The 22,582-nt window shown below is 48.6% G+C and carries 23 protein-coding genes; 17 read left to right on the plus strand and 6 right to left on the minus strand.

What is annotated here, in order from left to right:
- Positions 1–22 precede the first annotated feature (22 nt).
- Both KO512_RS03170 and tusA read right to left on the minus strand, forming a co-directional pair.
- Positions 23–472 (minus strand): ProQ/FINO family protein, encoded by a 450-nt coding sequence (locus KO512_RS03170; RefSeq protein ID WP_215950893.1) that lies wholly within the window; start codon positions 470–472, stop codon positions 23–25.
- An 82-nt stretch (positions 473–554) separates the two neighbouring features.
- Positions 555–794, minus strand: coding sequence for a sulfurtransferase TusA (tusA, locus tag KO512_RS03175; RefSeq protein WP_252734780.1), 240 nt, complete (start codon positions 792–794; stop codon positions 555–557).
- 594 nt (positions 795–1,388) lie between these two features.
- On the opposite strand from tusA, the gene KO512_RS03180 reads away from it, so the two are divergent.
- Positions 1,389–1,862 (plus strand): hypothetical protein, encoded by a 474-nt coding sequence (locus KO512_RS03180; RefSeq protein ID WP_215950895.1) that lies wholly within the window; start codon positions 1,389–1,391, stop codon positions 1,860–1,862.
- Positions 1,863–2,041: 179 nt separating this feature from the next.
- On the opposite strand, the gene rlmM is transcribed toward KO512_RS03180, so the two are convergent.
- On the minus strand, positions 2,042–3,106 hold the full coding sequence (rlmM, locus tag KO512_RS03185) for a 23S rRNA (cytidine(2498)-2'-O)-methyltransferase RlmM (RefSeq protein ID WP_215950896.1): 1,065 nt from the start codon (positions 3,104–3,106) through the stop codon (positions 2,042–2,044).
- 11 nt (positions 3,107–3,117) lie between these two features.
- The gene (locus KO512_RS03190) at positions 3,118–3,729 is read right to left on the minus strand and encodes an alpha/beta fold hydrolase (protein WP_215950897.1); all 612 of its coding nucleotides are present in this window, start codon (positions 3,727–3,729) and stop codon (positions 3,118–3,120) included.
- A 374-nt stretch (positions 3,730–4,103) separates the two neighbouring features.
- Here KO512_RS03190 and ccoN point away from each other — a divergent pair, with 374 nt between their 5' ends.
- From ccoN to queE, 14 genes are all read left to right on the plus strand, one after another.
- Positions 4,104–5,534: a cytochrome-c oxidase, cbb3-type subunit I gene (gene ccoN, locus KO512_RS03195; RefSeq protein ID WP_215950898.1), complete on the plus strand. Its 1,431-nt coding sequence runs from the start codon at positions 4,104–4,106 to the stop codon at positions 5,532–5,534.
- Between the two features lie 20 nt (positions 5,535–5,554).
- The gene (gene ccoO / locus KO512_RS03200; protein ID WP_215950899.1) at positions 5,555–6,175 is read left to right on the plus strand and encodes a cytochrome-c oxidase, cbb3-type subunit II; all 621 of its coding nucleotides are present in this window, start codon (positions 5,555–5,557) and stop codon (positions 6,173–6,175) included.
- A 5-nt stretch (positions 6,176–6,180) separates the two neighbouring features.
- The gene (locus tag KO512_RS03205) at positions 6,181–6,384 is read left to right on the plus strand and encodes a cbb3-type cytochrome oxidase subunit 3 (protein WP_215950900.1); all 204 of its coding nucleotides are present in this window, start codon (positions 6,181–6,183) and stop codon (positions 6,382–6,384) included.
- Entirely contained in the window at positions 6,381–7,265 is an 885-nt protein-coding gene (gene ccoP, locus KO512_RS03210; protein WP_215950901.1) for a cytochrome-c oxidase, cbb3-type subunit III, read from the plus strand. The genes KO512_RS03205 and ccoP overlap by 4 nt, the downstream gene beginning before the upstream one ends.
- 174 nt (positions 7,266–7,439) lie before the next feature.
- On the plus strand, positions 7,440–8,852 hold the full coding sequence (gene ccoG, locus KO512_RS03215; protein WP_215950902.1) for a cytochrome c oxidase accessory protein CcoG: 1,413 nt from the start codon (positions 7,440–7,442) through the stop codon (positions 8,850–8,852).
- Positions 8,853–8,930: 78 nt separating this feature from the next.
- Positions 8,931–9,437: a FixH family protein gene (locus KO512_RS03220; protein WP_215950903.1), complete on the plus strand. Its 507-nt coding sequence runs from the start codon at positions 8,931–8,933 to the stop codon at positions 9,435–9,437.
- 6 nt (positions 9,438–9,443) lie between these two features.
- Positions 9,444–11,909 carry a heavy metal translocating P-type ATPase gene (locus KO512_RS03225; RefSeq protein WP_215950904.1) on the plus strand — a complete coding sequence of 822 codons (2,466 nt, stop codon included), beginning with the start codon at positions 9,444–9,446 and terminating at the stop codon, positions 11,907–11,909.
- Positions 11,910–11,936: 27 nt separating this feature from the next.
- Positions 11,937–12,143 (plus strand): cbb3-type cytochrome oxidase assembly protein CcoS, encoded by a 207-nt coding sequence (gene ccoS, locus KO512_RS03230; protein ID WP_215950905.1) that lies wholly within the window; start codon positions 11,937–11,939, stop codon positions 12,141–12,143.
- Entirely contained in the window at positions 12,140–12,814 is a 675-nt protein-coding gene (locus KO512_RS03235; RefSeq protein ID WP_215950906.1) for a sulfite exporter TauE/SafE family protein, read from the plus strand. Before ccoS ends, KO512_RS03235 begins: the two co-directional genes overlap by 4 nt.
- A 69-nt stretch (positions 12,815–12,883) precedes the next feature.
- Entirely contained in the window at positions 12,884–14,275 is a 1,392-nt protein-coding gene (gene hemN / locus KO512_RS03240; RefSeq protein WP_215950907.1) for an oxygen-independent coproporphyrinogen III oxidase, read from the plus strand.
- An 86-nt stretch (positions 14,276–14,361) separates the two neighbouring features.
- Entirely contained in the window at positions 14,362–15,141 is a 780-nt protein-coding gene (gene fnr / locus KO512_RS03245; RefSeq protein ID WP_215950908.1) for a fumarate/nitrate reduction transcriptional regulator Fnr, read from the plus strand.
- A gap of 110 nt (positions 15,142–15,251) precedes the next feature.
- Complete coding sequence (locus tag KO512_RS03250; RefSeq protein WP_215950909.1) at positions 15,252–15,794, plus strand: adenine phosphoribosyltransferase; 543 nt, start codon at positions 15,252–15,254, stop codon at positions 15,792–15,794.
- 165 nt (positions 15,795–15,959) lie between these two features.
- Positions 15,960–16,874 (plus strand): recombination-associated protein RdgC, encoded by a 915-nt coding sequence (gene rdgC, locus KO512_RS03255; protein ID WP_215950910.1) that lies wholly within the window; start codon positions 15,960–15,962, stop codon positions 16,872–16,874.
- 251 nt (positions 16,875–17,125) lie between these two features.
- Positions 17,126–17,749 carry a 7-carboxy-7-deazaguanine synthase gene (gene queE / locus KO512_RS03260; RefSeq protein ID WP_215951062.1) on the plus strand — a complete coding sequence of 208 codons (624 nt, stop codon included), beginning with the start codon at positions 17,126–17,128 and terminating at the stop codon, positions 17,747–17,749.
- Here queE and KO512_RS03265 read toward each other — a convergent pair.
- Positions 17,732–18,622: a bile acid:sodium symporter family protein gene (locus KO512_RS03265; RefSeq protein WP_215950911.1), complete on the minus strand. Its 891-nt coding sequence runs from the start codon at positions 18,620–18,622 to the stop codon at positions 17,732–17,734. The genes queE and KO512_RS03265 overlap by 18 nt on opposite strands.
- 426 nt (positions 18,623–19,048) lie before the next feature.
- On the opposite strand from KO512_RS03265, the gene KO512_RS03270 reads away from it, so the two are divergent.
- Together KO512_RS03270 and KO512_RS03275 are read left to right on the plus strand one after the other, a co-directional pair.
- On the plus strand, positions 19,049–20,212 hold the full coding sequence (locus KO512_RS03270) for a cation diffusion facilitator family transporter (RefSeq protein ID WP_215950912.1): 1,164 nt from the start codon (positions 19,049–19,051) through the stop codon (positions 20,210–20,212).
- A 23-nt stretch (positions 20,213–20,235) separates the two neighbouring features.
- Positions 20,236–20,838: a YigZ family protein gene (locus KO512_RS03275; protein ID WP_215950913.1), complete on the plus strand. Its 603-nt coding sequence runs from the start codon at positions 20,236–20,238 to the stop codon at positions 20,836–20,838.
- Here the strand turns inward: KO512_RS03275 and KO512_RS03280 are convergent.
- On the minus strand, positions 20,831–22,489 hold the full coding sequence (locus KO512_RS03280) for a SulP family inorganic anion transporter (RefSeq protein ID WP_215950914.1): 1,659 nt from the start codon (positions 22,487–22,489) through the stop codon (positions 20,831–20,833). The two genes, KO512_RS03275 and KO512_RS03280, sit on opposite strands and share 8 nt — an antisense overlap.
- Positions 22,490–22,582 lie beyond the last annotated feature (93 nt).

A 22,582-nucleotide genomic window follows, 5' to 3' on the forward strand; every position in this document is an offset into this window, starting at 1 on the left:
TTTACGCTATAAGTCGGTATCACTAACCGCGTTTGGTCAATAACATCTCCAGCTTATTGCTAAGACGATCCTCTTTTTCCTTCGCTTTCTGCTTGGCTTGCTCTTCTTGTCGCTTCTGCTGACGCAGCTTATTAATCTCTTTCAGCTGTTGCTTAGCGTGCTCGGCTTCAGACTCTGTCACAGCGCCTGCAGGCTGACCATCTAGGCCAATCCGGTCAGCACCTTCTTTCAGACTCCGGAAGTAATAAGGGGAGCGAACGTAAGATGCCAAAGCCCGTTTAATTTTATTCTTTGCCAACTTCTCATCAGCAATCAGATCTTCCTGAATTCCGATTTTCAATGGTCGCATACTTTCCCGATTGAAAACCTCAGGGTAGGCATCGCACAACAGTTGCAAAGCCGCTTGATTAGCTGCTCGGTTTTTTGAACGAGTACGGGTTTTAGTTTTATCCGTAGTATCTGTTGCTGTCACTGTAAGTTTCTCTCAACCATTTATCTATAGGCCAGCTAAACCGGCCACTTTTATAAAATTAGGATCTGATTCCCAAAAAAGGTTACTCGCCTTTACGAATCAGATAAAAAAATTGATCATCTTCAGCTTTCTGGTCAATCAACTCGTGTCCCAGAAAGGTACAAAACTTTGGTACATCACGCTGTGTTGATGGGTCAGTTGCCATTAATTGCAACACTTCACCAATAGCCATCTCGCGCACTTTATTGTGCAATAGCATAACTGGTTCGGGACAGAACAAGCCGGTTGCATCCATTACCTGATCCGCTTTAACTTCAACCATCAACTCCACCTCAAATACATCAGGAACCATATTGTCGCAAATTCGGCGGTATAGAAAAACCCATCTTTTGATCAGATCGCCTTTTATCGGCCATATCAGCGCTATTATACTGAAATTAATGAGAATAATTTGCGCTAGCAAAGCAGTGCTAAGATGATCCGAGTCCTGAGAAAGCACTATATTGCATCTGGCCTCGTCAAATTCGATGAAAAGCAGCTTCCAATACAGAGCAGACGGCGATGCAAGCCAATGGATTTTTACCAATGAATCGTTAATATAAGCGATCTAGATTGAGCGGCAGATCGGTATCAATGTCATCTAGCGTTGGCAAGTGCAGCCGTTTCAGCGGCATACAACCTTAGCGGGTGTGGAGCATTCTTGGGTCACCACAGGCTGGCAAAACTGCGTTATTATGACTCATTCATTGATGGTTCAGCAGCAATGGCGTAAAAATGTATAAAAAACCATCAACTCCATGCCATCCAGCACATTTGACGGGGCTCTCTAATCCTTGTTGGGGAGATATTAGGAAAGTCAGGCCAGACCAACCGTGACGCTACAGCGCACCGCATAAACACAAAAAAGGACAGAACCATGACATTAAAACGCACACTGTTACTCGGCGCAGCCGCCTTCGGGATGAGCATCATGATGGCCGCCCCCGCGATGGCCATTGGCGGCAATGATCCGATTGAGGGCATCGATATTATCATCAAAAAAGACCCCGGTAGTCATCCGATCAAGCCGTTCTCCCTCGATGGGCGCGAGATCAAAATGCTCAATGGCCTCAAGGGCGCGGATCGCCCAACCTTTGTGCTGAAAACCGTTGCTAAACATATCGGTGCCGATGGCGCGTTCGTACAATCAGGCATGAAGGCGCTTGGTGATATCTGGTGTGGGCCGTGCAAGATGGTCAACGAGATCGCGGTAAAATTCCCTGCAGACAAGACCACCTATATGCTTGAGCTGCATATCCATGAGGAAAAAACCCGCCCGCAAGTGATCAAAGGCAACACCAGCCGCATCCTTGAGCTGAACAGCCATAAGAAAGAGATCAGCCCAGAATAACAGGTCAATGACTGATCCAACCCAATAGAATACTCCATTACTGCCCATCAGCAGATGATGGACGCTATGATCCCGATGTTCGAAAAAGATGAATAAAGCACAATGTTAGAACACTAACGCTCTATAGCCGCTGAACAAAACTCAGAGGCTATCTATCGCTACAAACTGAGGGACCAACACTAACCGTGATAGCTCAACAACCGCACATGCACCGTTATCTCTTCACGATCATGGTAAAGATGCTTAGCGGCAAGGCGATAATCAATCCCCGCCTCATTCAATGTTGTTTGCAGATAATCCAAGCAACTCTTTACTTCAGGATAACGCTGCTTCATCGGCAACTTAAGATTAAACACCGTTTCGCGACACCAGCCTTCCTGTAACCACTGAGTCATCAACTTGATAACGCGAGTTGGTTTATCAACAATATCACACACCATCCAATCAAACGCTTTCTGCGGCTGATAGGCAAAGGCATCTTCCGTCAGATGCTTTACCTGCCCTGTTTCCATCAAAGACTCAGCCATGGGGCCGTTATCGATCGCGGTGACAAACATATTCTGATTCACCAACTGCCAGGTCCACCCCCCCGGAGCCGCCCCTAAGTCCGCCGCCCGCTTACCACTGCTGATATACTGATGCCACTGCTGTTCAGGTATAAACCAGTGCCACGCCTCTTCGAGTTTCAACGTCGAACGGCTTGGTGCCTGCTGCGGGAATTTTAACCGCATGATCCCCATCGGCCAGGGAGCCGAGTTATTAATGGGTGCATAACCAATATAAAAACAGCTACCGGACAGCGCAAAGATATGCAGCCGATAAGTCGCCTGTCGTTGCAGAACGCCCTGTTTACGTAACACCTGACTAAAAGCGGAGCCAAAGCTATTACAGAACCGCTGCATTTCGCGTCCTTCGGTGGTATCTGCCGGCTCAACCCAGAGTTCACTACACTGTGGTAACCCACGGACAAGCGGCATCAATGACTCCACCCTATCTTGGGTATCAACTCCCTCAATCATTGGCAGACAGACAATCCATTGTCGGGTAAAAATAAGATCGTGGAACTGTAATTGCTCAACGGCTAGCGCTGCACCATCCGGCTGGTGACTAACAAACAGCGCATAACCACTGTTTTCCTCTAATTTACAATATCCGTAAATTCCTTGCTGCTCACATTGTTCACGCACCTCGGCAGCACACTCTTTTTCAAAGCCGGGACGACAGTAGAGCAGAAGATGATTCACAGGACAGTACCTCAATGATGGCTATTGATAATTTTGAGCGTGGATTCTACTGCATTCGCTATGTGTTCGTCCTGAGTTATTCCCGACATTTTGCGCGGCTTCAAGTCATGATCGCCATCTTCAAGCCAGTGAAGCGTCACTGCGTCGGCTAAAGCATAACTATCAACCTGCTCTTTACGCCCCATCGCATCCCGAGTTCCTTGAAAAATATGAACCGGTTTAACCGCACACTGCAAATGTTCAATACGTGGCGCATCTTGTTTGCCCGCCGCATAAAAAGGATAACCATAAACAAAGCATCCAGTCACTGCTTCATGTTCTGCCAGCATCGTCGCCATACGCCCGCCCATCGACTTACCGGCTAACCAAAGCGGCAGATGATCATCACGATATGTTTCAATCAGCTCGGAGAAATACGCAAGTAGTTTAGGTTGCCGATCCGGCGGACGCCTTTTACCATCGATACGTCGCTGCTGCATATAGGGGAATTCAAACCGGATCACCTCAACACCACCGGCAGCAATGGCTGCCGCAACTTGATTCATAAACAAGCTATCCATTGGCGCACCAGCCCCATGAGCCAGCAATATACGGCCTTTTTCTGCACGCCCTTCTATTAACATTCTCACACCCATGATTAAAAAAGCGGCTAATTATGCCCCAGTTATCGCTTGATCCATATCAACTAAAGCCAAATTATAAACTTTTGCCGTGGGCTTGATATATATCAACATTCACTAAAAGCAGCAATAAACCACTAAAACCGCAAGGATTTGAAAAAGATAAAATCATATAAATTGCTTATAATTCAATAATCTATAATGAAATCAATATGAATATCATTGTCTATAAAATCCTATTTCCTCTCTTTTGCACTGCGGCACTATGTCGCAACTAATACCGTTGACGCATTGAAATGTGACCGCTGTTTCAACATAATAGCCGACGGAAATTTACTTTCTAAACCTTTCTAATAGCTTGTTGATGAGAGCCTGATATGAGCACAGCAGCTGAACACCCAACCTACAATTACAAGGTGGTGCGTCAATTCGCCATCATGACAGTGGTATGGGGAATCGTCGGAATGGCCGTGGGTGTGTTAATCGCCTCCCAGTTAGTATGGCCTGCACTAAACTTTGATACAGCTTGGTTAAGCTTTGGACGTCTTCGTCCGTTGCATACCAATGCCGTTATCTTTGCATTCGGAGGCTGCGCATTGTTCGCAACCTCTTACTACGTCGTACAACGTACGAGTCAAGTACGCCTGATCTCTGATAAATTAGCGGCTTTCACCTTTTGGGGTTGGCAGCTAGTGATTGTGAGCGCAGCCATTACTTTGCCACTAGGTCTGACCTCTTCTAAAGAGTATGCCGAACTGGAATGGCCGATTGATCTATTGATCACCGTTGTGTGGGTCGCTTACGCTATCGTATTCATGGGTACTGTGAAGGTGCGTAAGACATCTCACATCTATGTAGGTAACTGGTTCTACATGGGCTTCATCCTGACAGTAGCAGTACTGCACATTGTTAACAGCGCAGCAATGCCTGTAACACTGTTCAAGTCATACTCTGTCTACCCAGGTGCAGTCGATGCCATGGTTCAGTGGTGGTATGGCCATAATGCGGTAGGTTTCTTCCTAACGGCTGGCTTCTTGGGCATGATGTACTACTTCGTACCGAAGCAGTCTGGTCGTCCAATCTACTCTTACCGTTTGTCTGTTGTTCACTTCTGGGCTCTGATCGCAACCTATATGTGGGCGGGTGGTCACCACTTGCACTACACCTCACTGCCTGACTTTGCTCAGACACTGGGTATGGTTATGTCTCTGATCCTGTTGGCACCATCTTGGGGTGGTATGATCAACGGTATGATGACCCTGTCAGGTGCATGGCACAAGCTGCGTACAGACCCTATCCTGCGCTTCTTGGTTGTATCTCTGTCGTTCTACGGCATGTCAACTTTCGAAGGCCCTATGATGGCAATCAAAACCGTCAACGCACTCTCCCACTATACTGACTGGACTATCGGTCACGTACATGCGGGTGCACTGGGTTGGGTAGCGATGATCTCTATCGGTTCTGTTTATCACATGATTCCTAAGCTCTGGGGTAAAACTCAGATGGCTAGCGTTGGCTTGATTAACACACACTTCTGGCTGGCGACTATCGGTACTGTACTGTACATCTGTGCGATGTGGGTTAACGGTATTCTGCAAGGCTTGATGTGGCGTGCAGTGAACGAAGATGGAACCCTGACTTACAGCTTCGTAGAAGCACTTGAAGCAAGTCACCCAGGCTATATGGTACGCGCACTGGGCGGTGCATTCTTCCTGACCGGTATGATCCTGATGGCATACAACGTATGGCAAACTGTTCGTAAAGACAGCAAAGCACCTGTTGCTAGCTCGTCTGCGCAAACAGCTTAAGGATCAGAGGAGCACATAAAATGATCAAACACGAAACGATTGAAAAGAACATCGGCTTGATGATCCTCCTGATTATCTTGGTAATCAGTGGCGGTGGTCTAGCTGAAATCGTACCTCTGTTCTTCACCAACGCGACGACTAAGCCGATCGAAGGCCTGCGGACGTATACGCCGCTGGAACTCGAAGGACGGGACATCTTTATCCGTGAGGGTTGTACTGTATGTCACTCTCAACAGATTCGTCCTTTCCGTGCTGAGACTGAGCGTTACGGTCACTACTCAACCGCTAATGAAGGCGTATGGGAACATCCGTTCCTGTGGGGCTCTAAGCGTACCGGTCCTGATCTGGCCCGTGTAGGCGGTCGTTATAGTGATGACTGGCATCGTGCCCATCTCTATAACCCACGTGATGTAGTACCCGAATCCAAAATGCCTTCTTACCCATGGCTGTTTGAAAACAAACTGTCTGGTGAAGATACGGCTGCCAAAATGCGTGTCCTAGCAAAATTGGGTGTTCCATACACCGAAGAAGAAGCTAGTAAAGCGCGTGAGCAAGTAGAAGGTAAGGCTGAAATTGATGCCGTTATCGCCTACCTGCAGGCACTGGGTAAACTCCACTCTCAATATACCAACAAGCGGTAACTCGAGTGAGCTACGAAGTTTATGGTCCATATCTGCCTCTATTGATGCTGATTACGTTTATCGGTTTATTTATCTGGGTGTTATTACCCGGCAACCGAAAAAGGTTTGATGAAGCATCACAACTGCCCTTTGCCGACGAGGATGAAGATTCTCCTAGCGAAGGCTCTGATGGCACTGATATAACCAATGACGGGAGAAATGAAAAATGAGTCCTTTTTGGAACGCATGGGTATGGACAATTACCCTGGTAGTCATACTAGGTTGTACCTTGTTGCTGCTTGCCACGCGTAGAAGCGAGCCTCATAAGGAAGCAACAGAGGAAACTCTGGGGCACACCTTTGATGGTATCGAAGAGTATGACAATCCTCTGCCAAGCTGGTGGTTCCAGATGTTTGTAGGAACCGTTATCTTCGCTGTTGCATATCTTGGCCTATACGGTCTGGCTAACGTAAAAGGTTTTTACGGCTGGTCATCTGTTGGTCAGTATGAAGAAGAGATGGCACACGCTGAAGAGGTATACAAACCTGTTTTTGCTAAATATGCATCTCTGTCGATTGAAGACCTTCAAGGTAAACCCGACGGTCTGAAAATCGGTCAACGGATGTTCGCCAATAACTGCGCCGTATGTCATGGCGGAACGGGTGCGGGTGCTCACGGCTTCCCTAACCTGACCGATAATGACTGGTTGTATGGTGGTGCTCCTGCCACTATTCAACAAACCATCACTGAAGGTCGTCAAGGCGCTATGCCTGCCTGGGGTCCTGTCCTAGGTGAAGAAGGCGTTCGTGATGTGACAAGTTACATCTTGTCACTGAGCGGTGCAGAGCATGATGCTGATATGGCTGCTCGCGGCCAACAACAGTTCCAAGCTTTATGTACTGCTTGTCATGGTGCAGATGGTAAAGGAACTCAAGCATTGGGCGCGCCTAACCTGACCGACAATACCTGGTTGTATGGTGGCTCTTTTGAGCAGATCAGCCACACAATCCGTACCGGTCGTAACGGTGTTATGCCAGCACACAAAGCGCTACTCAGTGATGATAAGATTAAACTCATCGCCGCTTACGTTTACAGCTTGTCTAACAAGTAAGGCTTAGATCAATAAAAAGGCGATATGATGCTAATCATATCGCCTTTTTTTGTGCTGCAGCTTAAATGCAGTCTTAAACCGCGTATAATATTCGAACTCACTAATAGACCATCTCAAATATAATGCGAGGGCTATTGGTGTTGGTATTTCGACTACTTTATGGTGAGGAATGGTATGAATCAAATACCAGTTAAGGATGTAACGCCAAAGTCAAATAATGGCGATAAAGGCGATCTGTACGCCAAGCGTGAACATATTTATGTAAAGTACTACAAAGGGTTCTTTAAAAATTTAAGAACCATATCCGGCATCTTAATGCTGGTCATGTTTTATGGTTTCTCTTGGATTCAATGGGATGGTCATCAGGCAATCTTATTTGACCTACCAAGCCGACAGTTCCATATTTTTGCTTTCACCTTCTGGCCCCAGGACTTTATGTTGTTATCCTGGTTGCTAATTATCCTAGCGTTTACCCTTTTCTTTGTTACCGTATTTGCGGGACGCCTTTGGTGTGGCTATGCCTGCCCTCAATTCGTCTGGACCTGGTTTTTTATCTGGGCCGAGCGCATTACCGAAGGTGATCGCAACCAGCGGATGCGACTCGACAAAGCCGGCTGGAGCCTCGAAAAAATAGCCCGAAAAACGGCTAAGCATACTATCTGGATAGTCATCGCTGCCGCTTCTGCCATTGCGTTTGTTGGTTATTTCACCCCTATCCGTGAATTAGTACCCTCCGTGCTATCTTGGGACTTAGGTCCATGGGAAAGCTGGTGGATCGGCTTTTTAACCGTGGCAACCTATGCCAATGCGGGCTGGATGCGCGAGCAGGTCTGTATTTATATGTGCCCCTATGCCCGCTTCCAAAGTGTTATGTTTGATGCTGACACACTGGTTATCTCTTACGATGAAAAGCGCGGTGAAAATCGCGGCAAACGTAAGAAAAATGCAGATTATAAAGCAGAAGGCTTAGGTGACTGTATCGATTGCGGCAACTGTGTTCATGTCTGCCCCGTCGGTATCGATATTCGTAACGGTCTGCAGTATGAGTGTGTTGCCTGTGGTGCCTGCGTCGATGCCTGCGATGACATCATGGATCGTATGGGATATGAACGTGGATTAGTTCGCTATACCACTGAGCATGCATTGGAAGGTGGCGAAACCCACATCCTTCGTCCGCGTCTAATCGCTTATTTCGTTGCTATTTGCGTTATGTTTATCGCCTTCAGCTATACGCTGTACAGCAGGGTTCCGCTTGAAGTCGATATCATCCGCGACCGAGGACAGCTTTTTGTGCAGGCCTCTAACGGCATGATCGAAAACGTTTATACCCTTAAACTGGCGAATAAGTCGCAAGTTGATCACCGTTTCAATATCGATGTATCCGGTGTCGAAGGTATTACCATGGCTGGCGATCGAGAAGTATTAATTCGTTCTGGAGAGCTATTGGTACACCCGATTAGTCTTCAAGCCGATCCTCGCTTCCTCGATCGTCCAAACTATGACATTACCTTCAAAGTACAAGCGCTCGATGATCCAAGCATTGTGGTCAATGAAGAAAACCGCTTTATTAGCCCTGTTAAGCGTTAAGCTACCCTCCGTCAATTGACTGAGTTAGAATAGCTGCCGGATTTACTTCCGAGCAGCTATTTCTTTTTAAGGAAACATATGACTGATCAAGATATCGGCCCCTGGTATAGACAACCTTGGCTATGGTTTATTCTGGCTCCACTGATTGCCACCGTCCTCTACTCCACTATTTATATCACCGCCTCGGTTGTGACCAATGATGGTGTGGTACTGGAAGAATACACTAAGAGTGCCAAATCATTTCACGAAGATAACAGTCTGAAAGAAGTAGCGCAGTCGCTAGGTCTTAGCGGTGCACTTCGATTTGACACCGTTGCTGGCGATATCAATTTAGAGCTTGCTAGCTCAACAGGCGAAACGTTACCGGCACAGTTAAACCTGATTATTGGCCACCCAACCAAGGCCAGCCTTGATATCAGCGTGACGCTGAATCAGATCAGACCTGGCTACTATGGCGGTGAACTGCAAAATACCCTCAAAGGCAATAAAAAATTGATTATTAGCCCGTTAGACAGACAGTGGGAATTGGTGAATGAAGCCGAACCTCCCTACGATCAACAAAGCTTCACTTTTGGTAATCCGTAAGCAGTAATGAATGCCCCTGAAGGTAACGTGCATAACCTGAACTGTTTCCACTGTGGACTTGATATCCCTTCTGGCAGTCAGTATTTCACTACGATCGATGGACAGCCGCGTCAAATGTGCTGTCCTGGTTGTCAGGCGGTAGCCCAGGTCATCGCCGATGGTGGTCTGGAAAACTATTATAAGCACCGCACCAATGAGGCCTCATCCCCCGAGGCTCTCAGTGCCACAGAACAACTGCAAGCTGAGTACGAGCTCTATAACCACGCCAGCGTGCAGAAACATTTTGTCGCCGAACTAGCCGATGGCAGTAAACAAGCAACCCTCGTAATCGAGGGTATCACTTGTGCCGCCTGCGTTTGGTTACTCGAACATCATATAAATTCGCTAGAAGGTGTTAAACTCGCAAGCGTCAATCTGACTAATCATCGCGCCCGCGTACAATGGGATGACGACCAGATAAAGCTCAGTGATATATTTCTGGCAATGCATAGTATCGGCTATCAAGGCCACCCCTATCATCCTGATAAAGAAGAGCAGCTGCTAGAACAAGAAACCAAGCGAGCCATGCGTCGATTAGGCATTGCTGGGGTCTTCACCATGCAGATTATGATGATGGCCGTCGCGCTCTATACCGGTGCTGGCGCAAGTCTTGAAAGCAACTATGAAAACTTTATTCGCTGGGCCAGCCTCGTTTTAGCCACGCCCGTGGTTTTTTATGCCGCTAGGCCTTTTTTCCAAGCCGCCTTCCGAGATCTTCGTACTCGACACCTAACCATGGATCTCCCAGTATCCATTGCCATTGGCGGTGCTTATACCGCTAGTATCTGGGCCACCCTAACCGCCAGCGGCGAAGTGTATTACGACTCTGTCAGTATGTTTACCTTCTTCCTGTTGATCGGCCGTTTCCTCGAGATGAAAGCCCGCCACCGTACCGGCAAAGCGGGCAACGCGCTGCTCAATTTATTGCCGGCCAGTGCTATTCTCTGCACCGACGAGGGCGAAACCATTGTTGCCGCCAACGAGCTACAACAGGGCGACCGCATTCTTGTCAAACCCGGCCATACGATCCCCGCCGATGGTAATATTGTTCAAGGCAGCAGCAGTATCGACGAATCAGCGCTCACCGGCGAATACCTTCCCCTGACTAAACGTGAAGGCGACGGGGTTGTCGGCGGCACCATTAATGTTGAAAACCCTATTCATGTCGAAGTCACTCAGGTCGGTGCCAGCTCACAGCTTTCAGCCATTGTTCGCCTGCTTGAGCGCGCCCATGAGGAAAAACCCAAAGTCGCGCGGCTGGCAGATAAAGTATCCGGCTATTTTGTAACAGCCGTGCTCATCATTGCGGCGACCGTCGGCCTATATTGGTGGCAGGTCGACCCCAGCCATGCTTTTTGGGTCACTCTATCCATCCTGGTCGTCACCTGCCCTTGCGCCCTATCACTGGCAACGCCTACCGCGTTGACTGCCGCGACCGGTACACTTCGCCAACATGGCTTGTTAATTACCCGAGGGCATGTCTTAGAGAGTCTCGCCAAAGCGACCCATATTGTGTTCGATAAAACCGGTACCCTGACCGAAGGCAATTTATCACTGCAAAACACCCAGACGCTTGCTGAGCTCTCAGAACAACAATGTTTTGAGATAGCCGCTGCGCTAGAAGCCCACTCCGAACACCCGATTGCACGAGCCTTCCATAAAGCCACGCAGTCAGCCTCTCTCTCACCCGCGGAGCAACTCACTAACCATGTCGGCCAAGGCTTAGAAGGCTGTATCAATGGTCAACGCTATTTCATTGGAAAGCCTCAATTTGCCAGTCAATGTTGCGATACCTTACTCGATTTCGATTTAGCACCTGACAACCATTGCCAGTGGCTATTACTGGCCAGTGAAACACAGCCGTTAGCTTGGTTTGGTCTGAATGACCCCGCTCGCAAGCAAGCGCCCAAGATGATCGAACAGCTGAAGCGGATGGGACTTGAAGTACAGATGCTCACCGGCGATAGTTCTGCTGCAGTCGGCCATATCGCCCAACAGTTAAAGATCGACAAGGTCATTTCAGGGGTTAGCCCGGCGCAAAAACTACAGCATATCCAGCAGCTTCAGGATGATGGCGCACAATTGATCATGGTTGGGGATGGCATTAACGACATTCCAGTACTCGCAGGGGCACAGACCTCGATTGCCATGGGATCGGCGACCGATCTCGCTAAAACCAATGCCGATGCGGTATTAATTTCCGGCGAGCTGATGCGCTTACCGCAAGCATTACAACTCGCTAAGCGAACGCGGGCGAACATTCGTCAAAATCTTAGCTGGGCACTGTTTTATAATTTGATTGCCTTACCTCTTGCCGCCGCAGGCATGATCGCCCCTTGGATGGCGGCTATTGGTATGTCTGTCAGCTCCCTTGTCGTCGTGGGTAACGCCCTACGGTTGACTAAACTTGGTCGTCCTGATCAGGTAGAATAGCTACAACAATCTAAGTGAAGCACTACCATGTCAATTATCTACCTGCTTATCCCTATCGCTATTATACTCGCCAGCATAGCTATCTGGGGGTTCTTCTGGTCGGTTAACAGCGGCCAATTAGACGATCTAGAATCTCCAGCCCACAGCATTTTATATGACGATGATGAAGATTTAATTCCCGACGAAGCGAAGATTCCCAAGCCTATTAACAAGCCCGCTGATAAACCCCAATGACCGAACAAGTCTCGGCCCTCACCGCCCTGCTGTTAGGCCTGCTCGGCAGCGCCCATTGTCTCGGTATGTGTGGCGGTATCTCCAGTGCGGTCTCGATGGGTATCGACCGAAAAAATCAACGGCCAATTCTGCTGCTGCTCGGGTTTAACCTCGGACGGATTGCCAGCTATACTGTTGCAGGTGCCTTGCTCGGCAGCCTCGGCTGGTTGATTAGCTCACCGACAACGGCGGTACTGTTACGCACTTTCGCTGGGGTCATCCTTATTCTGATGGGTCTCTATGTGGCTCAGATATGGCGCGGCCTTGCCTATATCGAAAAACAGGGCAATCACCTCTGGCGCCACATCCAACCACTCAGCCGTAAACTACTTCCCGTTAGCAACCCACTACAAGCACTCGCCCTAGGGGCACTGTGGGGCTGGTTACCCTGCGGTCTGGTGTATAGCACACTGATCTGGAGTGCAACGGCCAGCGACTGGAAAGTCTCGGCGCTAATGATGGCCTGCTTTGGCCTTGGGACAGTTCCCGCCATGCTGGCTACGGGCCTGCTGGCCAACCAGGTGCAAGCCCTGCTCAAAAATAGAAAAGCTCAAACGATAGCGGGACTGCTGATCGTCCTGTTTGGGCTGTATACCATTCCTTGGCTGGGACTAGGTCTGCCCCTTTATTGATTGATATCAATACTGATTCGGCAAAAAACCTTATAATCGCCTCCCTTTGCAGTAAGAGTGAGAAATGTTGTGAACCAGAATAACCTGATTAAGTGGGATCTCGATCTGATCCGTCGTTATGACCTGTCCGGCCCTCGCTACACCTCTTACCCTACTGCGATTCAGTTTAATCCGGATCTATCCGCCGAAAATCTCGTCTCTACCGGCCAGCAAACCGCGGATACAACAGCGCCTTTATCGCTCTATGTGCACATCCCTTTCTGCGCCCATGTCTGTTACTACTGCGCCTGCAATAAGGTCATCACCCGTAATCGTAAAAAAGCGCAACCCTATCTGGATACCTTATATCAAGAGATGACCCAGTTATCTCAATGGTATGCCGGCGATCGTACGGTTGAACAGCTGCACCTTGGCGGTGGTACACCGACCTTTATTAGCAATCAGCAGATGATTGAGCTGATGCAAAAGCTTAGAGAAAATTTCACCCTGTTAGACGATGATTCCGGTGATTACTCCATCGAGATTGACCCCCGCGAAGTGGATCATGAGATGCTCAAAGTATTGCGTGAGATCGGTTTTAACCGGGTCAGCTTTGGCGTTCAAGATATTGAACTAAAAGTGCAGCAGGCGGTTAATCGGGTACAACCGGTTGAAGAGATCGCCGATGTCCTCTATGAAGCCCGCCGCCTTGGCTTCCGCTCTATCAATATCGATCTGATCTACGGCCTGCCACATCAAACCCTGGCCAGCTTTACTAAGACTCTGGATACCATTATTGAGTTGAGCCCTGACCGGCTGTCAGTGTTTAACTATGCCCATATGCCCGACCGTTTTCGCTCTCAGGGCCACATTAAAGCGGAAGATCTACCTAGCCCTGAAACTAAACTAGCGATTCTCGAAACCACCATCAGCAAGTTAATGGCTGCTGGCTATGTCTATATCGGCATGGACCATTTCGCTAAACCCGACGACGAACTCGCCCTAGCGCAACAAAACGGCAAGCTTCATCGTAACTTTCAGGGCTATACCACTCACAGTGATTGTGACTTGGTAGCGATGGGTGTGTCATCGATCAGTCAAATCGGTGATGTGTATTATCAAAATGAGCATGATATGAGTGCTTATACCGGCGCCGTCGAAGCGCGTACTAATGCGATTAAACGCGGCGTCACGCTTAGCACCGATGATCGTATTAGACGAGCCGTTATCACCCAACTAATCTGTCATTTCCAACTCGATATGGCCGATATCGAAGCGCAATTTGATATCCGCTTCGCCGATTATTTCGCCGAGGAACTCCAGGAATTGCAAAAATTCACCGGCGATGGCTTAGTCGTCCTCAGTGATAAACGCATCGAAGTCACCCCTGCAGGGCGCTTACTAATCCGCCGCATCTGCATGGCTTTTGATGCCTATATTCCTAAACAGGAACCGACTAAAGGCTTTTCCCGCATCATTTGATTCGGGAAATACTTCACCCTGCCGTCGATTTAGTAGATAATCATTTATCAGCAACATCTAATAAATCAACGAAACAGGACATCATTATGGGCAACCATAAGGCTTCAGAAGGGAAACTACACAGCTTAAGACAGGTGCACTGTAATACTTGCAGCCTGAGCTCTTTATGTTTACCTGTGTCCCTTAATATGACTGAGATAGACCGACTAGATAATATTATTGATAAAAGCCGGCCTCTCAAAAAGGGCGATCACCTCTTCCACCAGGGTGAAACATTCACCTCCGTTTATGCTATTCGCGCTGGTACGGTTAAAACCTATACCCTCACCAACGAAGGCGAAGAGCAAATTACAGGCTTCTATTTCCCCGGTGAAATGGTTGGCATGAGTGGTTTTGATAATGATCAATACCCTGTTTCGGCCAAAATTCTCGAAACAACTACAGTCTGCGAAATTCCGTTTGAACGGCTCGATGAGCTATCAGGACAGATGCCTGAGCTACGCCGTCAGATTCTGCGCACGCTAAGCAAAGAGATCCGTGATGATCAGCAGATGATGTTGCTACTCAGTAAGAAAAACGCAGAACAACGTGTGGCAACCTTCCTGATCAAACTCTCGATCCGATTCAAAATGCGTGGCTATTCAGAAACGCAGTTCCGTTTATCCATGTCCAGAAACGAAATCGGTAATTACCTCGGACTCGCAGTCGAAACCGTGAGCCGCATCTTTACCCGCTTCCAAAAAATGGAGCTGCTACGGGTGGATGGTAAAGAGATTGATCTGTGCAATCTCGAAGAGATCTATCGCCTATCCGGCGAACCTCAGGATGTTCATGAGCATAATGGTAAAGCTTGTCCACTTGAGTAAACCGCTATCATAAAAAATAATGCCCGCTTTTTAGCGGGTATTATTGTTATTATGCACTCCCTTTTTATATCACAACCCGATTTTAGCCCTACTGTTCTAAGGTAATCCTGATGAGTTTCGATGAATGTTATATAAAGTCAGTCATGCGTACGATAGCCGACTGGCCAGAACCCGGCGTTATGTTCAGAGATATCACCCCTCTCTTTAAAGACCCTAAAGCCCTCAGAATGATTGCCGATGCGTTTATCGAACGTTATATCGATACTGAAGTCACTCATATTGCCTCTATCGATGCGCGCGGCTTTTTGTTTGGTTCTATCATCGCCTATCAACTCAACCTTCCCTTAGTGCTGGTGCGCAAAAAAGGCAAACTACCGGGCAAAACCATTCATCGCGAATATGCCCTTGAATATGGCACTGCCGCCGTCGAAATGCAGATTGATGCCGTCGCCGAAGGCGATAAAGTACTGATCTTTGATGACCTCATTGCCACGGGTGGTACCATCCTCGCCGCCAGCACCATTATCAAAGAACTCGGCGCCGACGTGTATGAAGCAGCGGCCCTCATCGATCTGCCCGACCTAAACGGCTCAGCACTGATTCAACAAAGCGATATTCCTGTTTTTACCCTACTGGCCTATGAAGGGCTCTGATCCCTTTCACCGCTAGGCTCTGGTTTCCATAGCAACGATAACGGAGTGGTGCCGACCGCTCCTGACCGTATATAACATCGATTATATTCTGATGGGTTCTGGTCGCCTGCGGTATATCTCTTTACAATAGCCACTCATTTTTATCTGTTATTAAAGGCTTATCTCATGTGGTTCAAAAATGCCATCTTTTACCGTTTCACACAGCCATTTACCTATACCCCTGAAGCACTTGAAGAAAAGCTCAGCGAGAAAGCCTTCACCCCCTGTGGTAGCCAAGAACTTAGCCGCTTTGGCTGGGTAAGCCCAAGTGGCGATCTATCTGAGATGCTGGTACATGCCGGCAATGGATTTATGCTCATTGCGGCGCAAAAAGAAGACAAAATCATTCCCACGCAGGTGATCCGTCAGCAACTCGATAACAAAGTGAAGTTAATCGAGGATGAGCAGGCGCGTAAAGTCTATAAAAAAGAGAAAGACCAGCTTAAAGATGAGATTGTTCTCGACCTGCTGCCCCGAGCATTCAGCAAATACCAAACCACCTGGGCACTCATCGCCCCAGAACATAACTTATTTATCGTTGATGCCAGTAGCCATAAGCGAGCAGAGGAACTCCTCAGCCACCTGCGCAGCCTACTAGGCTCGCTACCGGTGGTACTGCCTGATGTGAATCAATCCCCATCGGCAGTTATGTCGAACTGGCTGGAGCAACCACAGGACCGTTACACCGGCCTAGAACCATTGGATGAGTGCGAACTCAGAGACAGTGCAGTCGAAACCGCTGTTATCCGCTGTAAAGGACAGGATCTTGAGAGTGATGAGATTCGCCATCACCTTGAAGCAGGTAAACGGGTCGTTAAGTTGGCCTTGGAATGGCAGGAAAGCCTCAACTTTATTCTGCAGGATGATCTGTGCATCAAACGGATTAAGCTCTCCGATCAACTAAAAGAGAAGATGGATCAGGACAGCCCTGACGAAGCCTTTGCGCAGTTTGATGCCGACTTCGTGCAGATGTCACTGGAACTCACTCGCTTGATTCCAGCACTGACCGAAGCCTTTGGCGGTGAAGCTCAACGCCCTTAAAGCCAGCTTCTAACAAACGCTCAGCCGGTCTCGTCAGGCCGGTTGACCTAACACCAAATGATCACCGCACGTTTACCTCTTTATCCTCTTCCACATTCAGTATCAGTACTGCACGCCAATTAATGACAATATCCTCGTCATTTCAACATCGTTTCTCAAGTTATTATTTAAACTTCTTTAACCACTGTGTAGACTAGCCGCATCCAGCAGACCGGGGCGATTCAGTGAGCAAAACTTACAGCGTAAAAGAGATGTTTTACACCCTTCAGGGTGAAGGTGCTCAGGCCGGTCGGCCTGCGGTTTTTTGTCGTTTTACCGGCTGTAATCTCTGGTCCGGGCGGGAACAAGATCGAGCCAAAGCCGTCTGTGATTTCTGTGATACCGATTTTGTCGGCACCGATGGGCAAAATGGTGGCAAATTCACCTCAGCGGCGGCCTTAGCCAAAACCGTTAAAAGCTTCTGGCCTGATACCGAAACTGGCCAGCAAGGTAAGCCCTATGTCGTCTGTACCGGAGGAGAGCCACTGCTACAGCTAGACGCAGCCCTTATCGATGCCCTGCATCAGCAAGGCTTTGAAATAGCAGTCGAGACGAATGGCACCTTACCTGTTCCTGACACCATAGACTGGATCTGTGTCAGTCCCAAGGCCGATGCTGAACTCGTGCAGCACAGCGGTGATGAACTTAAATTGGTATACCCGCAACCCTTAGCCGGTCCTGAGCAGTTTCAACAGCTTTCCTTTAAACATTTTTACCTGCAGCCGATGGATGGCCCGATGCAGCCGATGAACACTCGGGACACCATCCAGTTCTGCTTACAAAACCCTCAATGGAAATTGAGTTTACAAACCCATAAGTTACTGGGTATCGACTGAGACGGATCGCTGCTTTACCGGCCAGTTACGCCAAACCACTAATAACAGCGCCGGTATCTGCATCAAAATGCCATACAGCAACACCGCTAATGACATCTCCGGCTGTTGCAATAAAGCCCCTGTGACCATCAAAGCCGTTCCCGCATTCTGAATACCGGTCTCAATGCTCAGCGTCAATGCTGTTTCCGTACTCAGGTGCAACAGATAACGAGCCAACAACCCCGCTAAAATCATCGCGCCACTCGCCAGTAAGACAATCGCAGGGCTCAACACCGGCAGCAGTTGTGGCAGCACCTCACGGTTCGCCCAACTAATCATCACCACCACGATCACCATAAACACCAGCGACAACACTTTTATCGGCCCCTGCAGTTGCGCACAGATCTGCGGCCATCGATGATTAATAACGATCCCCAACGCCACCGGCACTAATGTAATCACAACCAACTTCATAATGGTGGTTAACAGTGGCAACGCCACCATGACGCCTTCTCCCAGTAGATACTCAAGCGTTAACCAAGTAAGCCAGGGCAATGAAAACGGAATAATGAGACTGGTGATGGCCGTCAGCGAGATCGACAGAGCCGTATCCGCCCGACAGAGATAACTGATCATATTCGATGTCGCACCGCCGGGCGCAAAGGAGACAATCATTAACCCGGCCGCCAATAAAAGCGGTAGATCCATCAGACTCACCACCAGCCAGGCAAGTAACGGCAACAGAATCAACTGCAACACCAAACCGGCAACAATGGCCACAGGGCGATAGCGTAAACGGACAAAATCCTCGAGCTTCAACGTCAGCCCCATGCCCAACATAATAACAAACAGCGCCACCGGTAATAACAGCGAAAGTACATTGCCACCCTCCATCCTCACCTACTCCCTTTTTAATTTGCGAGGGGCCATAATAGGGTCCTGCGACGCTGGGGACAACCGCCAGATTATAGATAACTAAAGGGCTGTCTCAATCTACTCACATTAATTGTGGATAACGTTGTGGGTACCCTGCTTTACCCTCTCCAAGACACCCGAATTCACACCCATCCAGACAATACGGTTACTTTTTAACCAGATGTTTTTCTTCTTATTTTTCAGGTGCTTATATTAGATAAAACTCATTCATTCGACGTCTTGTCTATTTTTATCCCAGAAAGGTTTCAATTCCGCGTCGTTGCTGTGACGAAAAGAAGTCAATCTTTTTTTTATAAATAAATTTATAAATAAAATCTTTCAACTAGCCAATTCAAGCGGTTCCACTTACCATATTGGCCTTGTCAAGAATTGGACTTTTTTACCATGCTCGAATCCCGTAGCCACCAGTCACAAGCGCAACGCATCACTATTATCGGTTCCGTTATCGATACCATACTCGGGGTGCTCAAAATTGTGTTCGGGATGATAGCCCATTCGAGTGCATTGATCGCCGATGGTATCCACTCTCTATCTGATCTGGTCACCGATGTTCTGGTGGTATGGATTATCAAATACTCCCATCAAGAACCGGATGAAGAGCACCCTTGGGGTCATGCCCGCTTTGAAACCATTGGCACCGTTATTCTAGGTTGCGTGCTGGTCGCTGTAGCCGGTGCCATGGCTTACGAAAGCCTGCTCACCTTGATTCGCAATGAAGTATTACAACTGCCTGAGTGGCCAGCATTAGTCATTGCCGCTATCTCCGTGGCGGCTAAAGAGCTGATCTATCGCTATACCCTCACCGTTGGCAAACGGATCAAATCGGATCTGATTATTGCCAATGCTTGGCACAGCCGTACCGATGCCTTCTCTTCAATTGTGGTATTTTTCGGTGTCGCCGGCGCGATGGCCGGTATTAGCTGGCTCGATTCTGTCGCCGCCATCGGTGTCGCACTGATCATTGCTAAAGTCGGCTGGGATCTGACCTGGAAAAGTATTCTCGAGCTGGTCGATACCGCTTTGCCTGAAGAACAGATTCAAGCCTATACCGATGTCATTATGGGTGTAGAAGGCGTCCTCAGCGTCCATAGCTTTAAAAGTCGCAGTATGGGAAGCCAGAGCCAGTTAGAGATGCATCTACAAGTAGCACCCCACCTGAGCGCGTCTGAAGGCCACTTTATTGGGGACAAAGCGGTCCACCGCTTAATGCAAAAATTTGAAGATGTTGGCCATGCCATCTTCCATATCGATACCTATGATGATGAGGAGGGCCATGACCTTTCGATGAGCTTGCCTGTGAGAACCGAAATCAGCGGTATTCTGTGGGAACTACTCGATCAAACCGGTCATCCCGAACTAAACATCAATCGGCTAGCGCTATTTTACCGCCGGGATTCGGTCGAAATTGAACTGATGCTATTAGATACCACCGACAACCGTGCAATTGACTTGGAGGCTCTCGAAGCCGAATTGACCGAGCTGTTTAGTCAATACGGATGGTTCAGAAGCATTCACCTGTGGCTTGGTAAGCAACCCGCTAGACTGTAATCGGCGCTGCAGGAGTCATAACCATGGATTATCACCGCCCCGCCAGCGCGCATCAGACTGAAATTGAGGTGCGTAAGAGCCGTTTTATCTGTGATATACAACCGGTTAACGATCGAGATAGCGCCACCGCCTTTATTGAGTCGGTACGGGCAAGAGAACCTAAAGCGAACCATCACTGCTGGAGCTATATCGCAGGCAGTCCAGATGATGCTCATCAATGGAATTATAGTGACGACGGTGAGCCTAAAGGCACCGCCGGACAACCCATGCTGAATGTGTTGCAACACAGCCATATGGGGAATATCTGCGCGGTGGTCACGCGCTATTTTGGCGGCATTAAACTGGGTACCGGCGGCATCGCTCGAGCCTACTCTCAAGCGGTGAATGAAGCCCTACAAACACTCCCCACAGAGATCGTCACCCCAACTCAAGAGATTGTAATGATCGCCTCCTATGAACTAACTGGCGAACTAGAACAACTCATTAGTCAGTTTAAATTGATCGACTGTGAACGCTGCTTTGGCACTGACATTCAGATAACAGCACAGCTACCCATCAACCGATTGAATGATCTTAAACAGGCGCTCACACCTTTCCAGCATTTGATCCGTCTGAATATCAGCTGAGTTCATCACGAAAGACCATCGCATAGGCCATTTCTAACCCCTCTTCTCGGGTCTCATGGCAACAGCTCGGCGGAATCAATCCAAGCACTTTAAATCGCTCCAGAATATCCTTAACGATAGGGTTCAAGCCAATCATATGCACATCCCGCCCCAATGTTTGCGCCTCAACGATCATATCCTCAATCGCCAGCACGGTAGACACATCGATCAAAGGCACTCGGCTAAAATCCATGAGTAAAGCATCATGGGGTCGACGCCCCTGCAGTTTGCCCGCTAACCCTTGTGCTGCCGCATAACTCACTGGCCCATCAAATTGATACAGGATAACCCTTCCTCGGGTTTCAGCTAATAAATCCCGCTCACGCTTACTCAGCCCTTCATCACTACCCGCATGGCTATCAATCACCCGGATACTATCGAGCTGATGATCCGCCAACCCTTTCACCGTGACCACATTGGCGACAAACACCCCGACAAACACCGCCGTCACCAGATCGACCACCACGGTTAACACCATCACCACTAACATCAGCGCAGCCACAAACAGTGGTGCACGGTGTAAGCGAGACAAAAAGCGCCAATCAATAATATCCAAGCCGACTTTAATCAAAATGCCAGCCAATACCGCATGGGGAATACTTTCGGCTAACGGTGCAGCACCGAGCAATACCGCCACTAAAACCAACGCATGAAAACAACCCGACAGCGGGGTTCGACCACCGGCTTTGATGTTAACCACGGTACGCATGGTCGCTCCTGCCCCAGGTAAACCGCCAAACAGACCCGCCACCATATTACCGATGCCCTGACCGATCAGTTCTCGATCAGAGTTATGCTGCGTCTTGGTGACGCTATCCGCCACCAGAGAGGTCAGCAACGAATCGATAGACCCCAATACAGCTAACATCAATGCGGCAAATAGCATGTCACCCAATATCTGCATGGAAAACTGAGGCACCAAAAACTGCGGCATCCCCGTCGGAATATGGCCAATCACCACCAGATCCGTATCGCCATGAAAAACCTGATAGATAACCGTACCGGCCACCAGCGCCAACAGTGTTGGTGGAATAACATCTGCAATTTTTTTCGGGCAAAAAATAACAATCCCCAAGGTCACACAACCAAGTAACAGGGCGGCAGGATTAGCATCGAGAATGTAATGGGGTATCTGCTCTAAGGCTTCGAGCGTATTAGCGGAAGACGGGTAGCCAAAGATCGGCCCAAGCTCTAACAAAATAATAATAATACCGATACCGGTCATAAAACCGGAGATCACTGGAAACGGCACCAAGGTGACATATTTACCCAGTTTCAGCAGACCAAACAACATCTGCAACAATCCTCCCATCATCACCACCGTGAAGGCATATACCGCACCGTTGACCGGATCAAGCGCAACAAATTGGGTAAAAACCGATGCCATCACCACCGTCATTGGCCCAGTCGGGCCCGACACCTGACTCGGCGTGCCGCCAAATAGCGCGGCAAACAGGCCAACAAAAACAGCCCCATATAAACCGGCAATGGCACCGGCACCCGATGACACACCAAACGCCAACGCGAGCGGTAACGCCACCACCGCTGCCGTTAATCCGCCAAATAGGTCACCTTTGAGATTATTCAAGTGGAGTCCGTAAATCAGTGACATACCCGCCCCTTAATACGTTTTACAACCTAAGAGAATTTAACAGTACTGCCTCAATAGGATAGTTGGTTATAAAATTATTGTTTAATCCTGAAC

It is taken from the genome of Amphritea atlantica (assembly GCF_018860855.1).
Classification (GTDB): domain Bacteria; phylum Pseudomonadota; class Gammaproteobacteria; order Pseudomonadales; family Balneatricaceae; genus Amphritea; species Amphritea atlantica_A.

Bases quoted from the DNA above. Each gene is read 5' to 3' on its own strand.
- fnr (WP_215950908.1), top strand. From the start codon at position 14,362: ATGGGCAACCATAAGGCTTCAGAAGGGAAACTACACAGCTTAAGACAG.
- ccoP (WP_215950901.1), top strand. From the start codon at position 6,381: ATGAGTCCTTTTTGGAACGCATGGGTATGGACAATTACCCTGGTAGTC.
- ccoS (WP_215950905.1), top strand. From the start codon at position 11,937: ATGTCAATTATCTACCTGCTTATCCCTATCGCTATTATACTCGCCAGC.
- KO512_RS03250 (WP_215950909.1), top strand. From the start codon at position 15,252: ATGAGTTTCGATGAATGTTATATAAAGTCAGTCATGCGTACGATAGCC.
- KO512_RS03225 (WP_215950904.1), top strand. From the start codon at position 9,444: ATGAATGCCCCTGAAGGTAACGTGCATAACCTGAACTGTTTCCACTGT.
- KO512_RS03265 (WP_215950911.1), bottom strand. From the start codon at position 18,622: ATGGAGGGTGGCAATGTACTTTCGCTGTTATTACCGGTGGCGCTGTTT.
- KO512_RS03275 (WP_215950913.1), top strand. From the start codon at position 20,236: ATGGATTATCACCGCCCCGCCAGCGCGCATCAGACTGAAATTGAGGTG.
- KO512_RS03235 (WP_215950906.1), top strand. From the start codon at position 12,140: ATGACCGAACAAGTCTCGGCCCTCACCGCCCTGCTGTTAGGCCTGCTC.
- tusA (WP_252734780.1), bottom strand. From the start codon at position 794: ATGGTTGAAGTTAAAGCGGATCAGGTAATGGATGCAACCGGCTTGTTC.
- ccoG (WP_215950902.1), top strand. From the start codon at position 7,440: ATGAATCAAATACCAGTTAAGGATGTAACGCCAAAGTCAAATAATGGC.
- ccoN (WP_215950898.1), top strand. From the start codon at position 4,104: ATGAGCACAGCAGCTGAACACCCAACCTACAATTACAAGGTGGTGCGT.
- KO512_RS03190 (WP_215950897.1), bottom strand. From the start codon at position 3,729: ATGTTAATAGAAGGGCGTGCAGAAAAAGGCCGTATATTGCTGGCTCAT.
- ccoO (WP_215950899.1), top strand. From the start codon at position 5,555: ATGATCAAACACGAAACGATTGAAAAGAACATCGGCTTGATGATCCTC.
- KO512_RS03220 (WP_215950903.1), top strand. From the start codon at position 8,931: ATGACTGATCAAGATATCGGCCCCTGGTATAGACAACCTTGGCTATGG.
- KO512_RS03270 (WP_215950912.1), top strand. From the start codon at position 19,049: ATGCTCGAATCCCGTAGCCACCAGTCACAAGCGCAACGCATCACTATT.
- KO512_RS03180 (WP_215950895.1), top strand. From the start codon at position 1,389: ATGACATTAAAACGCACACTGTTACTCGGCGCAGCCGCCTTCGGGATG.
- queE (WP_215951062.1), top strand. From the start codon at position 17,126: ATGTTTTACACCCTTCAGGGTGAAGGTGCTCAGGCCGGTCGGCCTGCG.
- KO512_RS03280 (WP_215950914.1), bottom strand. From the start codon at position 22,489: ATGTCACTGATTTACGGACTCCACTTGAATAATCTCAAAGGTGACCTA.
- rdgC (WP_215950910.1), top strand. From the start codon at position 15,960: ATGTGGTTCAAAAATGCCATCTTTTACCGTTTCACACAGCCATTTACC.